The organism is Acinetobacter ihumii (genome assembly GCF_900625095.1).
GTDB lineage: Bacteria > Pseudomonadota > Gammaproteobacteria > Pseudomonadales > Moraxellaceae > Acinetobacter > Acinetobacter ihumii.
Map to the genome: position 1 here is coordinate 499,875 of NZ_LR130760.1, position 15,771 is coordinate 515,645.

Here is a 15,771-nt window from a genome sequence, read left to right on the forward strand (position 1 = left end):
ATTGCCAACTTTATAGATATTTTTAAATGAATAAACAAATACAGCATTGTTAAAAAAACCTGCTTTCGCAGGCTCATTTTATTTATCCAAAATAGACTCAAAGGCCTTGAGACGCTTGTAAATAGAAAGAAGCTCAATAATCGTCGGCCACGAACTGATTAAATACTGAAATGAACTTCTAACTTGATCAAAAACATTATTGATTTGTGTCATTAGCCCCAGAGTCATTTTTCCTGCTGCAATACTTGGAAACAGCACAAATAAGCTATATATATTATCCAGTTGTAAATACCAGACCCGTGCAAAATTGAAATACACATAATGAAAATATAAACGGAAATAATTAAATCTGACTTTAGAAAAGAGTTCCTTTAGGGTTTGAGGCTGGGCTCGATCAACATGATCTTCTCCATAGACCAACTCTTTACGATATGCGGCTTCCACCTTTTGATTATTAAACTCCAAACCGGGAAGTTTAATACCAATGATTGCTAATAATAGTGTTCCTAAAATTGCCCAAACTATAGCAGCCCAAACCAGTGAATGATTGACCTCTCCAATAAAAGGCAAACTAGGTACATATTGAGAAAGTTTAAATAAAATAGGCAGAAATGCAATCAAGGTCATAATTGCTTTAATAAAATTTACACCAAGGCTTTCCATTGTTGTCGCAAACCGCATGGTATCTTCCTGTACACGCTGCGATGCTCCTTCTACATGCCTTAATTTGTCCCAATTTGCAGTGTAATAATCGCTCATCGCAGTACGCCAACGAAACACATAGTGACTTACGAAAAATGTATTAAACACAGATAAACATACTGCAACAGCTGCAATATAAAAAAAGGTCAATGTGCCTGTATAGAGTAAATTGATATCTCCTCCACCATTAAACATCTTTTGTATCAAATCATAAAACGGGTTATACCATGCATTGACCAGTACACCTGCTTGCACCCCGAACCAGATATTAAATAAAATAAAAGCAGAGCCCCAAACCGACCATTTTTGCCATGGGTGATCGGAAAGTATTTTCCAGAACATTGCAAATAAAGCAGTGGCAACAAAAAACCATAGATAAAACCATAAAAACGCAGGCGACCAAAAGCGACTCACTCCCACTGGAAGTTCTGCATCAGCATAACCTTGAGCAAATCCGAAAAACACTCCCCATCCTTTGCCCCCTGAATACCATAAGACCAAATTGATGATCAACCAGAGCATCAGTGACAAAAAAAACCACTTTGGTTTTGGAAAAAATGACTTGAACATAAAGCTGCGATGTTCCTTGTATACACTATCGTTGGGATAGAACTTAAGTCACGAATCTTAAATTCCGCCTAAATAACCGTCTATTTTCTGTTATTTAACAAATTTCTATATAGCTCTTTTAGGTCAAGTGATACAAGTACATCGCGATGTTCTGCAAATAGAACTGTTTTAATAATCCAACACTCACAATTAAAAAATTCGTTATGACTCAATTAATAATAGATGGACTTGATCGCAATCAAATCCATTTTAAGTTTAGAGCCTGAATCAATTTTCAATGTTCAAAGACCTGATGCGTTCAAAAAAATCCCGAACATCTAGCATGTAATGAACTCACCAATATTTTGGTAAAAAATAGCAGTTGAGTGATTATTTTACGCAAACATAAAAGGTTTTTTTATTTATAAACAATATCTTAAAAAGCCAATATTGACACAAAAAAACAACATTATGGTCGAATATGTCTCAGCATTTTTAACAAATTCGGATAAAATAAAGATTGAATAGCTTAGCGTTTAGAAGATGATCTGATGGATTTAAAAGCAATTGAACTGATTGAACCAGTGACTTTAACCAAAGACAATTTTGCACCTAAAGTTTTTGATAAAGGCACCATACTTAAAGTCATTATGCCCACTCCTACTTCTTTATTGGTTTCGGATGATGATGGCTTTTCTTTTACGGTTGCTTTCGATCAGGAAAATAAAGTCTGGCGTAAATTTTAAATAATTGGCTTGATCATAAATTTAAGCTTTATCGTTGTGATTGCAATTTATCTTTTTATATTTTTTAAAATTTTTCAGGATCAAGGGAAAACTTGAATTGTTACTTCAACATTCATGACTTTGTAAGCCATCAACTTTGCCTATAAACTTTTGATCTATAGCGTCCTAAGCCGAATCGAGACCTTTTGGGTAAGTACATACTTGCTTTATAAGCATCGATGCATGCCACTCTTTTCGATTCCCTTGTAGAGCTTGTGCTCCATATCCTTGAAATATAGTTTAGGTCAGTTAGAGTGGGATTGTTTTCCTTAAATGGGTTATTTTTCACCATTAATAAAATATTTTTTCATAGATACAGAGATTTATCATAAAATCTATCAAACTAATTCAAATGATCGACTTATATTTTCAATTAATATTCATTTAACGCTTATTTTTCGCATGGGAACTTTATTTAGGCCCAAATCACCATGATGGCAGCAATAATGACTAATCCCAGTCCCAAATGATCTGTTGCTGCAAGTTTTTCTTTAAAGAAGAATGCTGAAATGAGTAGGCTAAATAAGATTTCAATCTGACCAAGAGTTTTCACAATTGCAACCGTTTGCATACTCATGGCACTAAACCAGCCGAGTGAAGCTAAAAAGCTACAAACGCTAACTTTAAATGTAGTACCAATCCGTTGCCACATGGCATACAAAGTATGTCGACTAAATAACCCCAAATATAACAACATGATCAAACATTGAAAGCTAATCAAGCTACATAGTACCCATGCAGCCCGATGTAAAAAAGGCAACATGCTGAGTTCTAAACTGGCTTCCCGTACCAACAGCGAAGTGATTGCAAAACACAATCCACTTCCTAATCCCATAAACAAAGTTGCCATTGAAAGTTGTGTATGCGCGCGACCTTTACTGAGTAAAAATACCGCAACCGCACCGATCAATACCCCCAGCCAGCCCCACATACTTAGATGTGCCTGTAAAAATATAACGCCCACTATTGCAGCCAAGATGGCTTCGCTTTTCGCCAGTCCAACCCCGATTGCATAGTTCCTTTGTTGAAAGAGTTTAACCATCAAAGCAGTGGCATAAATCTGACTCACGCCTGCAATGATGATGTAGAGCCAAAATTGAGCTGAAAAATATACCTGCACCTTGACAGGCTGGTGTAGATAGAGCAGTCCGAGATAGCTAAATGCAAAAATAGGTGAAAAGATGAATCGGGCAAGTGTCGTGCCATAGACATCTACAGTCGTGCTTAACTGTTTTTGAAATGCGTTACGCCAAGCCTGCATAAATGCAGCCATGATGGTAAATAAAATCCATGTCATTGCCATCGGATTCAGCTGAGATAGAAAAAACTGAGCTAATTTACGCGTTTCACACAAATTTTTCGAGATTTAATTGATCAAAATGAAAAAACCCTATCTAAAAAGATAGGACTTTTCTTCAAGACAGAGGATAACTGTTTGAGGTGTGCGGCTTAGGCAATTTTGCTGTTAAATTGATTGCCAAGGCATTTGGTACACGGGGGTAAACGATCTGTACCAATTTCTAAGTAAGTGCGATGTCCACATTGGACACAAAAATAGAAGCCTGTTCCCGGTTTATCGCCAGCAGTAACCATTTTCGCTCTCCATATTTTTTAGAAATGGTATTCATATTATAACTTGATAGTGCTGCCGATCTATTGTCTTTTCTGACAAATGGTGACGGCAAGTGAGCAATTAAAAATCAAAATTAAAAATATTGAATGAAACAAATGTTCAATCTTCCCTCTTCTTAAATTCAAAGTGAGCCCAGCGCTTAAGCGATATCAATGTTTTCAGCATGTTATGACACTTTTATTTTAAAATGATGGTTTATATCTCCATATTCATCCGAGTCTTTGAGTATCTAAAAAACAAAAATCAAATAAATCATTATATTTCAAAATATTAAGTTAAAATAAAACTATCATCCATGTTAAATTCTACAGGTTAGGACTTGAGATTAAAGCTGATTTTTTTTAAGAAATGGCGCAGAATAGAACTCATTTCTTGGGATTCAATGATGAGTTCAAAATTATCTTATGAGTAATTTAGCTTTCGTATCATTTTCACTTCAGGGTGTGGATGCACAAAAATTTTTACAGGGTCAAGTGACCATTAATGTAGAGGCTTTAGTAGAAAACACCACCCGCTATACCGCAATCTGTGATTTAAAAGGCCGTATCCATTTTGGTTTATGGTTAAAAAAACAATCTGCTGAAAGCTTTCAAATCGTCACAACGCAAGATCAAAGCGAAGAATTTGCCAAACATATTCGTAAGTACGGTGCGTTTTCTAAAATGAAACTTGAAGACACAGGCATGGTATTTCCAACCCTGATTGAAACAAGTAGCGAATTTTCAAGTATTGAGACCGATGTGACCGCTTGGCAGTTACAAGCCATTGAAGCAGGTCAGGCATGGATTGCTCAAAATACCGAGCATGAGTTTCAACCACAAGAGTTACGTTTGCATCAACGTGAAAGTGTGCACTATGACAAAGGTTGTTATTTAGGTCAGGAAATTATTGCGCGGTTATGGTTTAAAGCCAAACCAAAGCATTGGCTACATTTAGTATCTGGCCAAGGGGACGCTCCTGCTCCTGCAACAAAATTAAGTCCTGATGTTGAAGTCGTGAATAGCATTGCGGTTGAAGGTGGCTATAAAGCTTTGGTCGTCGCTAAACCTGTTGCGATCCAAGAATTAAACTTAACTATGCTGGATTTACCAGAATATTTAAGTGGCGATGTCGCAAGACCGCAATAACTTGTTATGAATGCCCTATTGATTTGTAGTAGAAATCAATGGCGTAGCCCAACAGCAGAACGTGTATTTTCAAAACACATGAATACGCGCTCTGCTCGAATCCATAGCTAAGCCAAAGCTGTCATTAAACATTTCTTTACTATTGTTTTTCATGATTTTTTGGCATGATCAAGCTGCTTATTCTTATGGAATATACAATGAAATTTTTATTCAGCGCATTGACTTTAAGCTTATTCGGTATGAGCTTGGCACATGCCAATATCGCCACTGTTCAAGAAAATTTAAAAAAGAATTTTCCAGATATTCCAGTTCAGTCAGTTCAAAGCACACCGTTAAAAGATATTTATGAAGTCTATATGGGCGGGCAAATTGTCTATACCAATGATGATGCCAATTATTTTTTTATTGGCAATTTAATTGACAATAAAAACCAGAAAAACTTAACTGAAGACAGCTTACAAAAGCTTGAGAAAATTGATGTATCTGCTCTGCCACTGAATCAAGCCATTAAACATGTCAAAGGCAATGGGCAACGTGTCATTTATCTGTTTAGTGACCCTGATTGTCCTTATTGCCAACGCTTAGAACAGCAAATGACCTCGATCGACAACGTGACAGTTTATCTGTTTTTATATCCGCTCAAAGGCTTACATCCGAATGCTGAACATATCGCCAGCCAAATCTGGTGTGACAAAGATCCTTATGCAGCATGGGAAAATTATCTGTTAAATAAAAAGCAACCTGCCAAGTCTGCCAGTTGCCAAACACCAATTCAAAAAAATCTGGAATTAGGTAAACGCTTAAAAATCAATGGAACACCGACCATGTTCCTCAAAAATGGTAACCGTATTACCGGTGCTGTACAGGCAGATGATTTAAATCAGCTCTTGGACGAAAACAAGTAAATGTGAGGGAAGTTTTAAATGCTTGAACTTCCCAGATTTAATCTATGATTAAGCAATCCCCTGTAAAAAATGACACATTCCATCGCAATTTTTGTATTTACATTCCAGACAAAGCTTTTATGATGATGGTTCACCATGTAACACCGATATTGTGCATCAATGGAATGATGTCAGTATGACAACAGGATTTTTAAAATGAAAAAACTTCTTCTCGCTGGTCTTATTGCTTTATCTTCAACCACTTTCGCTGCGGAAACAGCAACTCCTACAAGTGCAACTAATAATCCTTTTGCAAAAGCAGAGCAATTGTATAAAGACAAAAATTATAATGCGGCTTATCAGGAAATGGATCGTTTAGCCAAAACAGGCAATTCTCAAGCCATTTACAATCAGGGCTTCATGAGTGAATTAGGTCAAGGCACAGCCAAAGATCCAAAAAAAGCCTTAGCGGCTTATCAAGAGGCTTCAAATAAAGGCTACTCGGTTGCCACTTATCGTCTTGCTCAAATTTATATGGCGGGTGATTTGGGTGTCACTAAGGATGAGACAAAAGGGCGTGAATATTTGGAAAAAGCCTCGAATGCTGGACTTGATGAAGCAACTATTGAGCTTTCAGTGCTATTATTTGCTCAAAACACAGATGCATCAAACAAGCTGGCTCTACAAAAAATTCAACCTTTAATTAATAAAAATAATTATCGTGCCATTCATTTAAAAGCCATTTATGACATTAGTAATGGTTTTAAAACCAAGAATGAAGCAGCCATTAAAGTCGGCTTAGCCAGCATCGAAAGTTTGGCCAAGAAAGGTTATATTCCTGCATTGATGGCGGTAGGAAATATGATGACCAACGGCAATATCGTGCCGCAAAACTTACCTGAAGCGCGAAAAATATTTTCGGCATTGGCTCAGGACAATGTGCCTCAAGCCAAAGAATCACTGGCGGTAGTAGATAAACTAATTGCTGAAAAAGCCAAAGCACCAGCAGCAAAAGCCAAAAGTTAAGTCAGTTCCATGATGACTTTGTCTCAGATGTTGAGGCAAAGTCATTTACCACCACAACATGATCAAAGCACTTATTCCGACAAACCCCAAAATCGTGCTTAACATTAACGGGGTTAAAGCGCGTTCGTTCAGACCATAAGCTTGACCAAATATACCAAACGCAATCGGCATCGGTAATGCCGCCAAAATGGTTCCTGCATACAGCATTTCTTGGCTCACATTAGGTAAAACCCGAAGTAAACCATAAATGACCAAAGGCATCATTAGCACTTTAAAAGCGACCAATAAACCCGATTGTAGATTTAAAGCAGTTATACCCATGCCCACCAAGCTCCCCCCAATCACGAACAAAGCCAATGGTGAGGCAGTTTTACCCAATAAAGCCAAAGATTGATCGACCAGTACAGGCAGTCGAATGTCGAATAAGATGCAACTCATGCCTAAAATAATCGCAATAATTACTGGATTTTTAAGTAAATTTTTCACTGTTTTTTTGATAAGTGAACCAATATATTGCTGCTCTTGTTGCCCCGCTTCTGCCAATGCAAGCACCAAAGCCAAAATCAATAAATTTTCTAAAATGAGTGTCAGTGAAATATAAATGGCTGCGTGTGATCCCATCAGCAAACTTAGAACGGCTGTCCCTATAAAGCCTGTATTAGACATGGATGCACCCATTGCAAATACCGCAGTCGGGGTCAGTGCATGATTAAAACAATAACGATAACAATAAAATGCCAGTGCAAAAATAATCAGTGAGCCGCCGCCATAAGCAATAAAATAAGACGGATGCCAAATATCATTCAGGCTTTTGTTAGACAGGGCATAAAGTAAAAACGCGGGTAAGGCAATTTTAATGATAAAAGCACTGAGTGCCTTAATTTGATCGGATGTGATCAGTCGGATAGAAACGCTCAGATAACCTGCTAACAAAAGCAGAAAAATCGGAACAATCACCTGTACAACCACTTCAACATCCTTTTTAAAAATTAGAAAGGCACATCTCAGATTGCGCCTTTCTGGTACTTCATTACTCGCTAAACGGTTTAAACAGTTGTTTTAAACCATGCGGCTGACAACGCAAATATTGTGGTGAAATTTCAATTTCTGCACCCAAAGCCGCGGCAGCATGCCACGGCCAGCGTGGATCGTATTGAATCGCTCTGGCCAGTGCAATCGCATCGGCCTGATCATGTTGCAAAATTGCTTCGGCTTGTTCAGGCTCAGTAATCAAACCGACTGCAATCACAGGAATTGAAACTTTGGCTTTAATTTGTTCAGCAAAAGGCACTTGATAATTGGCACCAATTTTAATGTCCTGAAGTTCATGCAAGCCGCCACTAGACACATGAATATAAACCGCGCCTAATTGCTGCAAAGCCAAAGATAAACCGATACTGGATTCCACATCCCAGCCATGTGCAGGTTGCATCCAGTCTGTCGCAGACAGTCGTACTCCTACTGGAAAATCTTTCGGTATCGCCGATTTAATGGCTTGAACCACTTCCAAAGTCATCCGAATACGATTTTCAAATGAACCGCCATATTCATCTGTACGCTGATTCGACAATGGCGACAAGAATTGATGCAACAAATAACCATGTGCCGCATGTATCTCAATCAGTTGAAAACCAGCATCAACCGCACGAACTGCCGCTGCTGCAAAATCTGCCTGAATCTGTTTAATTTCTTCAATACTGAGCGCATGCGGTGGTAAATCATGCGTAGCAAAAGCAATTTCGCTGGGTGCAACTGTTTGCCAGCCATGGGCATGATCTGGTGCAATTTGACCTTTGCCTAGCCATGGTTTATCGGTGGATGCTTTACGACCTGCATGCGCCAATTGTATAGCAAATGGAACAGGAGACAGTTGCTGGATTTTTTCCAGTACTGCCTTAATTTTGTCTCTTTGACTATCATTCCAGAGTCCAACATCGGCATAACTGATACGCCCTTGTGCTTGTACCGCAGAGGCTTCAATAATACACATGCCAGCACCTGACAGCGCATAATTCGCCCATTGTTGTTCATGCCAATAGGTAATTTCACCGTCATCTGTCGCTGAATATTGGCACATCGGTGCAATCACAATTTTATTGCTCAAATTTAATGAACCGAATTGTATATTTTCAAATAGTTTTGCCACTTATCACCTCAATGTATCTTGATGTTTATTAAAATTGTTTACTGACACGTAATCCTGCGCTCCAGTTACGCCCATCCGCAGGTTCAAAGAAACGTGAATTACCATCATTGACAATGACAGAACCGACATAGTCTTTATCCAACAGGTTATCTACTCGACTGAAAATATTGACTTTCCAGTCCTGTAAGTGCCATGCATAGCCTGCATAGGCTGCGACAACCGTATAGCTGGGTGCGGCATCAGAGTTTTGATCATCAACGTAGATTTTATCGTTATACTGCGCATCAACACCGCCATAAAAACCGGTTTGCGGTTTCCATGACAATGCAAGGTAGGCTTGATTCTGGGCAATACCAGGAATTTTATTGCCAGATGGAATCATCGCTAAAGAACCCGTTGCAGGGATATCTGCATCAAAAGTTGCATCCAAATAACTGTAACTGGCATTGGCTATCAAATCACGCCAAAGCTGTTTGTTCCAAGATAACTCAATGCCCTCGCGTAGAGTTTTATCTGCATTACGGAATGTTGAACGTCCATACTGACTTCCCGCTGAAACAATATCATCTTTGGTTTTGGTCTGAAAAACAGCAACAGTAAAATCACCCAATGGATTTTGTGACTTTAAACCCGCTTCATACGTATCACTACTAGAAGCATCCAAAGCAAAATTGAAGCCGCCTTGTCCATCTGGACGGTAAGCCATTTCGGTAAATGTCGGCGTTTCGAACCCTTTGGCATAACTGACATAAGCCAAAAGCTCAGGAATAATTTGCCAGCTTAATGCGGCTGACGGTAAAACTTTAGAATAATCGGTCTTACCACTATCATCTGGATTGCTAGCGGTAATGTAATTATCCTCTGATTTATAATGAACATTACTATAACGTACGCCAGTATCTAGTCGCCATGTCGGTAAAAATTGCCATGAAGCCTGCACATAAGGATCAATATTCCACAAGGTATTGTCCTCATCACGACGTAATTTGCCTTTTACCCCGTAACTCGGTTGATTATTGACTAGAGTGAAATTTTCATAGCCCTGACGGTCTTCATCCATCGCATCCAAGGCGACCCCCACACTCAAAGTGGTGTTGGGTAATAATTCCTTACCCGTCCAGCGCAGATCAGCACCATAATAATTCCGCTCAAAATCAATCACACCACCTGCATGACGAGGATTTTTTTGAGCTGACTCAGGAATAGATTGATACTGCGTCACCTCACGATGGCCAAAGTATGTCATCGCATACAATTCATTTTTATCATTCAGTGGTTTTAACCATGTTAATCCAGTTTGGGTCTGTTCGATGTCTTTACGCACATCATAGGTATTATTGGCATCATTGACCTGTTTCGGATTGGCTTTCCATTGATCACGTGTCAATCCCTGCGGATCATCGGCATTAATTTTTAAGTAGTTGGTAATCCAGTTAATCTTAGAGCCATCATCCAGATTCCATGTGAGTTTGGCATTATTCGACACTTTATTGGCAGCACTATGATCACGATAACCATCGGTATCAAAATAAGATGAACTAATCACATAGCTCGGTTGATTGGTTTGTTGTGCACCACCTTGCAATACTATTCCCGCGCGATTTTTATCGTGACTACCGCCTGAATAACTCAGCTCAACGGAGTCTTTCCCCTGACCTTCTTTTGTGGTGGTCAGCAAAGTACCGCCCGATGAATTACCATACAGTGATGAAAAAGGCCCTGTTAAAACTTCAATATGATCCAGACTACTCAAATCAATATTCGAGGTTTGCCCCTGACCATCTGGCATGGTGGCAGGAATACCATCTACATATAAACGGATACCTCGCACTCCAAAGGTAGAACGTGCACCAAAACCACGCATGGAAAGCTGTAAATCCTGTGCATAATTTTCACGGTTATGCAGTTGCAGACTCGGAATACCTTTGACGACTTCTGTCAAATTGACCTGTGAGCTTTCATCCTGCTTAGGCACATCAATGCGAAAAACGGATGCAGGTGTCTGCAAATAAGTGGTATCGGTACGTGTTGCTTCTACTTTAATCGTCGGTAATGCAACTGTATCTTGCGTTTCAGCCCATACTGCACCACTACTACTAAGCCCAGAAAGTAAAAACATGGAAGAGTACAATGTATTGAATTGCATCAAGCGCATTCATTTATCCTTTTATATCAGTCATTAGCCCAAAAAAATTGTTATATAATTTAGTATGTAAAGTTTATCATATCGACAAAAAGCGATTTTACCGAAACATGCCAATTTTCAATATAGGAGTTTGGTTATTTCTAGGCATTAATCACGCTATAAATATTTTAAATTTAGATGATCTTTTCCGTAATTTATAGTGTCATTTTAGAATGATATATCACTCTAAAACTATGTGAATAGTAAAATTTTTCATATCCCGTTAGTATGAGTGAAGGATGGGAAATGACGCAGTTGTGACCAATCATATCACTGCTTAAATTTTGTTTCATGCGATCACCCCCATATCACCCTAGAATCATTTTATTGAGCTATAAATGCCAGAATTACCCGAAGTTGAAACCACCAGAACCAGTTTATTGCCGTTATTGGAACAACGCGTTCAAAGCGTTGAAGTGCGTGAATCTCGTTTGCGATGGCCCATTCCAGAGGATATTGATCGTCTAAAAGGACAATATTTATTGGGCTTAAAAAGACGCTCTAAATATATTCTGGCTGAGTTTGAACAAGATCATATGCTCTGGCATTTAGGCATGTCGGGGAGCTTTCGACTAGCTACAGCTCAGGATGAATTACGTAAGCATGACCATTTGATTATTGGTTTTGAAGACGGTACGCAATTACGCTATCACGATCCACGTCGTTTTGGATGTATTTTATGGCTCAATAATGAATCACAAACAAAATTGCTCAATCCACTGGGGCCAGAACCGCTTAGTGACGAATTTAATGCCGATTATCTTGGTCAAAAACTTAAAAATAAACACGTCGGCATAAAAATTGCAATGATGGATAATCATGTGGTGGTGGGTGTTGGGAATATTTATGCAACTGAAAGCCTGTTTAATTTAGGCATTCATCCCGCACAACCTGCGCACAGTTTGAGTAAGCAACAGATTGAGCAATTGGTCATCGAAATCAAACGTATTTTAAAGTTTGCGATTGAGCTGGGTGGTTCAACTTTGCGTGACTTTACCAACGCGGTCGGTGAAAACGGCTATTTTCAACAAACCTTATTGGCTTATGGTCGTGCTGGTGAAATGTGCGTAAACTGTGAAACACCGCTTGAAAATCTCAAACTTGGGCAACGTGCCAGTGTATTTTGCCCACAATGCCAACCGTTACAACGTGTTAAAGTTTAAAATTTGTTCTCAACAGGTTCGGGAGTTTTGTCCATGCAGACTGCAATTGTTCGGCATATTTTAGTGAAAGATAAAGATCTTGCTGAGCAACTTAAAAAGAAAATCTTATCAGGTGCTGATTTTTCCAAAATCGCCAAACAATATTCAACCTGTAATTCTGCCAAACGTGGTGGCGAACTGGGGGAGGTCAAAAAAGGTCAATTGGTTCCTGTCATTGATAAACTGGTGTTTAGCGCAGCAGAACGAATTTTACATGGTCCAATCAAAAGCCAATTCGGTTTTCATTTAATCGAAGTTAAATTTAGAACTGAATTTGTCTGATCATCTTTATTCAAAACGATAAGATTTAGGGCTCAAACATTAGATTTTTTATTTTTCTCTCATAGAGAGAAAATAAAAAGGGCTTATGAAAGAAATCTAATGAGTTTATTAAGTCTCATCCTTTTAAAATTCTTTGTTTTTTGCCGCTGGATTCATCTGGTATGTCCAGCTTTCAATCTTCTCACCTGTTTCCAATTCCACCATCACTTTCACGCGTTGATATTGAAAACCCTCAAATTCATCCAGCATTGACCAATGTTCTGCGAGCTTGTCGGTACTAAACACCAACCCTGCTACTTTTGGGGCATTTTCATCCAAAACCAGTGCCGGTAAACCCTGATCTGGTCCCCAGTCCAATATATGTACCACGCCATGAACAAAGCCTTTTTGCCACGTTCCACCAATATTTCCCAAAATATGCGCATTTTCACGACCAGGACAAAGTGTGCCATAAGCAAAAAGTCGATTCATTCCCCATTTTCCCCTCAACAAACTTTGAAATATTTTAAACGCTGAACTGAAAATCTCAAAAATATTAAAGTCGATTTTATGGTTTCATCATAAAAAAAACGGTAACTTAGTACCGTTTTTAGTTTCACTTTATTTTACTTAGGCTTGTGGACGCTGTTTAAGTTCATCACGAATTTCACGAAGCAATTGAATATCTTCTGGGGTTGCTGCTGGTGCTTCCTCTTCTTTACGACGCATACGGTTGATTAATTTCACCATCAAAAATACCACCCATGCCAAAATCAGGAAGTTAATTAAAATAGTGAGGAAGTTACCATAGGTCAGTACATTGACACCTGCTTTTTGCAAAGCATCCAGAGACTGTAAATTGTTAGGGTTGGCACCTAACACAATATATTTTTGGGTAAAATCAACACCACCGCCTGTAATCACGCTGATTAACGGCATAATGATGTCTTTGACTAATGAATCGACAATTTTACCAAATGCACCACCGATGATGACACCGACAGCCAGATCAATCATGTTGCCTTTGACAGCGAATTCTTTGAATTCTTGAATAATACTCATATCAATTTTCTCCAGTCGGGAACCGCTATTCCCTTGATTTTTGTTCTCATTACGGCGAATTAATGCTGTGAATGGATGCTGTACTAATGTCTGTTAATTTAATATTTTTTCATAAAAAAGAAAGCTATTTCACACTTTAACAACATTTTATATGAATAAAAATATGAACTTAAGCATAGACAATAAAGAATTTTATTGTAAATAAAAAACCGCTAAATGAATTTAGCGGTTTTTGCATTTTTCGGTGAAGAAAAATTATTTATCACGATTACGTTTACGTTCATTCTCAGTCAAATAACGCTTACGAATACGGATCGATTTTGGTGTTACTTCAACTAACTCATCATCTTCAATGAATTCAAGCGCTTGTTCAAGCGTATATTCAATTGCAGGAGTTAAAGTCAACGCATCATCTGTACCAGACGCACGAACGTTAGTCAGCTGTTTCGCTTTGGTTGGGTTCACGACCATATCGTCTGAACGCGAGTTAATCCCCACAATCATGCCTTCGTACACTTCAAGCTGTGGCTTAGCAAACAAACGACCACGGTCTTGTAAGCTGAACAATGCATAGCCCAAGCAAGTGCCTTGAACCATTGAGATCAATACACCATTTTGACGTTTCGCAACAGTCCCTTGTTTCACAGGACCATAATGCGAGAAACTTGAGGTCATGATGCCTGTACCAGAAGTCATGGTTAAGAATTCTGAACGGAAACCAATCAAACCACGTGAAGGAACAGTCGCTTCAATACGGATACGGCCTTTACCGTCCACTTCCATATTGGTCATTTCGCCTTTACGGTGACCCATTTGTTCCATCACCGCGCCTTGATGTTGTTCTTCAACATCAAAAGTCACGTTTTCGTAAGGCTCTTGTTTTTCACCATCGACTTCTTTGATGATCACTTGCGGACGTGAAACGCCCATCTCAAAACCTTCACGACGCATGTTTTCGATCAAAACAGAAAGGTGAAGTTCACCACGACCCGATACTTTAAAACGGTCTGGACTGTCTGTATCTTCGACACGAAGTGCCACGTTATGGATCAATTCACGATCAAGACGTTCACGAATATTACGTGAAGTCACGAACTTACCTTCTTTACCCGCAAACGGTGAGTTGTTCACTTGGAAAGTCATCGATACAGTTGGTTCATCGACAGACAATGGCGGTAATGCTTCTACATTTTTCGGATCACAAATCGTGTCAGAAATGTTCAGTGCATCGATACCTGTAATACATACGATGTCGCCCGCAGATGCTTCGTCAACATCAATACGCTCTAAACCGTGATAACCCATAATTTTTAAGATACGACCATTACGGGTCTTACCTTCTTTATCAATCACAGTCACAGGCGTATTGGTCTTCACTGAACCACGCTGGATACGGCCTACACCGATTACACCCACGAAGCTGTTATAGTCAAGCGAAGAAATTTGCATTTGGAATGGGCCATCTGCATCAACTGCTGGTGGCTCAACGATATCTACGATCGTTTCAAACAACGGTGTCATGTCTTCAGCTAATTCTTCTGGTGCTGGACCTGCAACACCACGTAAACCTGAAGCATACACAATTGGGAAGTCTAACTGTTCGTCAGTTGCACCCAAGTTATCAAACAAATCAAATACTTGATCAATTACCCAGTCTGGACGCGCACTTGGCTTGTCCACTTTGTTAATGATCACGATTGGCTTCAAACCACGCGCAAACGCTTTTTGCGTTACGAAGCGAGTTTGCGGCATTGGACCTTCTTGAGCATCGACCAGAAGTAATACGCAGTCAACCATAGACAATACACGTTCTACTTCACCACCGAAGTCGGCGTGTCCCGGGGTGTCTACGATGTTGATACGATACGTAATATCAGTACGTTTATCTAACCACGTGATCGAGGTATTCTTTGCAAGAATGGTAATACCACGTTCGCTTTCAAGCGCATTCGAGTCCATGACACGCTCAATCTCGCCTGCACGATCACCCAAAGCACCTGATTGTTGAAGAAGTTTATCGACAAGCGTGGTTTTACCATGGTCGACGTGTGCAATAATTGCAATATTGCGGAGATTTTTGATATCTGACATGAAAATTCGATAAGCCTAAAACTTGAGGGCAAATTATACAGAAAAATCCTACATAAAAGTAGTGACAGTTTATTGACACAGGAATTTTTTTAATCTTAAACCGATTACTTGTTAAAGA

General features: G+C 39.1%; 15 protein-coding genes and 1 pseudogene. 7 read left to right on the plus strand and 9 right to left on the minus strand.

All coding sequences use genetic code 11. The features are described from left to right. Positions 1–78: 78 nt before the first annotated feature. Complete coding sequence (gene sbmA, locus E0D95_RS02315; protein WP_130802356.1) at positions 79–1,272, minus strand: peptide antibiotic transporter SbmA; 1,194 nt, start codon at positions 1,270–1,272, stop codon at positions 79–81. Between the two features lie 530 nt (positions 1,273–1,802). Between sbmA and E0D95_RS02320 the strand changes: the two genes are divergently transcribed. Continuing rightward, the gene (locus tag E0D95_RS02320; RefSeq protein ID WP_130802357.1) at positions 1,803–1,997 is read left to right on the plus strand and encodes a hypothetical protein; all 195 of its coding nucleotides are present in this window, start codon (positions 1,803–1,805) and stop codon (positions 1,995–1,997) included. Positions 1,998–2,451: 454 nt separating this feature from the next. On the opposite strand, the gene E0D95_RS02325 is transcribed toward E0D95_RS02320, so the two are convergent. Continuing rightward, a complete protein-coding gene (locus tag E0D95_RS02325) occupies positions 2,452–3,339 on the minus strand; it encodes a DMT family transporter (protein ID WP_130802358.1) in 888 nt (295 codons plus the stop codon). A gap of 146 nt (positions 3,340–3,485) precedes the next feature. After that, positions 3,486–3,629: a zinc ribbon-containing protein gene (locus E0D95_RS02330; protein ID WP_130802359.1), complete on the minus strand. Its 144-nt coding sequence runs from the start codon at positions 3,627–3,629 to the stop codon at positions 3,486–3,488. Between the two features lie 444 nt (positions 3,630–4,073). Here E0D95_RS02330 and E0D95_RS02335 point away from each other — a divergent pair, with 444 nt between their 5' ends. From E0D95_RS02335 to E0D95_RS02350, 4 genes and pseudogenes are all read left to right on the plus strand, one after another. After that, positions 4,074–4,796, plus strand: coding sequence for a CAF17-like 4Fe-4S cluster assembly/insertion protein YgfZ (locus tag E0D95_RS02335; protein WP_130802360.1), 723 nt, complete (start codon positions 4,074–4,076; stop codon positions 4,794–4,796). Positions 4,797–4,802: 6 nt separating this feature from the next. Next, a pseudogene (locus E0D95_RS15795) lies at positions 4,803–4,892 on the plus strand (protein tyrosine phosphatase); the annotation flags it as partial. A 101-nt stretch (positions 4,893–4,993) separates the two neighbouring features. Next, on the plus strand, positions 4,994–5,701 hold the full coding sequence (locus E0D95_RS02345) for a DsbC family protein (protein ID WP_130802361.1): 708 nt from the start codon (positions 4,994–4,996) through the stop codon (positions 5,699–5,701). Positions 5,702–5,896: 195 nt separating this feature from the next. Continuing rightward, positions 5,897–6,706 (plus strand): tetratricopeptide repeat protein, encoded by an 810-nt coding sequence (locus E0D95_RS02350; protein ID WP_130802362.1) that lies wholly within the window; start codon positions 5,897–5,899, stop codon positions 6,704–6,706. Between the two features lie 45 nt (positions 6,707–6,751). Here the strand turns inward: E0D95_RS02350 and E0D95_RS02355 are convergent, their stop codons facing one another. The 3 genes from E0D95_RS02355 to E0D95_RS02365 form a co-directional block, all read right to left on the minus strand. Then, positions 6,752–7,675: an AEC family transporter gene (locus tag E0D95_RS02355; protein ID WP_130802363.1), complete on the minus strand. Its 924-nt coding sequence runs from the start codon at positions 7,673–7,675 to the stop codon at positions 6,752–6,754. A gap of 61 nt (positions 7,676–7,736) precedes the next feature. After that, a complete protein-coding gene (locus tag E0D95_RS02360; RefSeq protein ID WP_130802364.1) occupies positions 7,737–8,852 on the minus strand; it encodes an NADH:flavin oxidoreductase/NADH oxidase in 1,116 nt (371 codons plus the stop codon). A 28-nt stretch (positions 8,853–8,880) separates the two neighbouring features. Further along, positions 8,881–11,007 carry a TonB-dependent receptor family protein gene (locus E0D95_RS02365; RefSeq protein ID WP_130802365.1) on the minus strand — a complete coding sequence of 709 codons (2,127 nt, stop codon included), beginning with the start codon at positions 11,005–11,007 and terminating at the stop codon, positions 8,881–8,883. A gap of 368 nt (positions 11,008–11,375) precedes the next feature. Between E0D95_RS02365 and mutM the strand changes: the two genes are divergently transcribed. Both mutM and E0D95_RS02375 read left to right on the plus strand, forming a co-directional pair. Then, the gene (gene mutM, locus E0D95_RS02370; RefSeq protein WP_130802366.1) at positions 11,376–12,200 is read left to right on the plus strand and encodes a bifunctional DNA-formamidopyrimidine glycosylase/DNA-(apurinic or apyrimidinic site) lyase; all 825 of its coding nucleotides are present in this window, start codon (positions 11,376–11,378) and stop codon (positions 12,198–12,200) included. A gap of 33 nt (positions 12,201–12,233) precedes the next feature. Further along, positions 12,234–12,521, plus strand: coding sequence for a peptidylprolyl isomerase (locus E0D95_RS02375; RefSeq protein ID WP_130802367.1), 288 nt, complete (start codon positions 12,234–12,236; stop codon positions 12,519–12,521). A gap of 123 nt (positions 12,522–12,644) precedes the next feature. Here the strand turns inward: E0D95_RS02375 and E0D95_RS02380 are convergent, their stop codons facing one another. From E0D95_RS02380 to typA, 3 genes are all read right to left on the minus strand, one after another. Then, on the minus strand, positions 12,645–12,992 hold the full coding sequence (locus E0D95_RS02380) for a gamma-glutamylcyclotransferase family protein (protein ID WP_130802368.1): 348 nt from the start codon (positions 12,990–12,992) through the stop codon (positions 12,645–12,647). A 138-nt stretch (positions 12,993–13,130) separates the two neighbouring features. After that, positions 13,131–13,562, minus strand: a complete 432-nt coding sequence (gene mscL, locus E0D95_RS02385) for a large conductance mechanosensitive channel protein MscL (protein WP_130802369.1) — start codon at positions 13,560–13,562, stop codon at positions 13,131–13,133. A gap of 255 nt (positions 13,563–13,817) precedes the next feature. Beyond that, entirely contained in the window at positions 13,818–15,653 is a 1,836-nt protein-coding gene (gene typA, locus E0D95_RS02390) for a translational GTPase TypA (RefSeq protein ID WP_130802370.1), read from the minus strand. Positions 15,654–15,771: the final 118 nt, after the last annotated feature.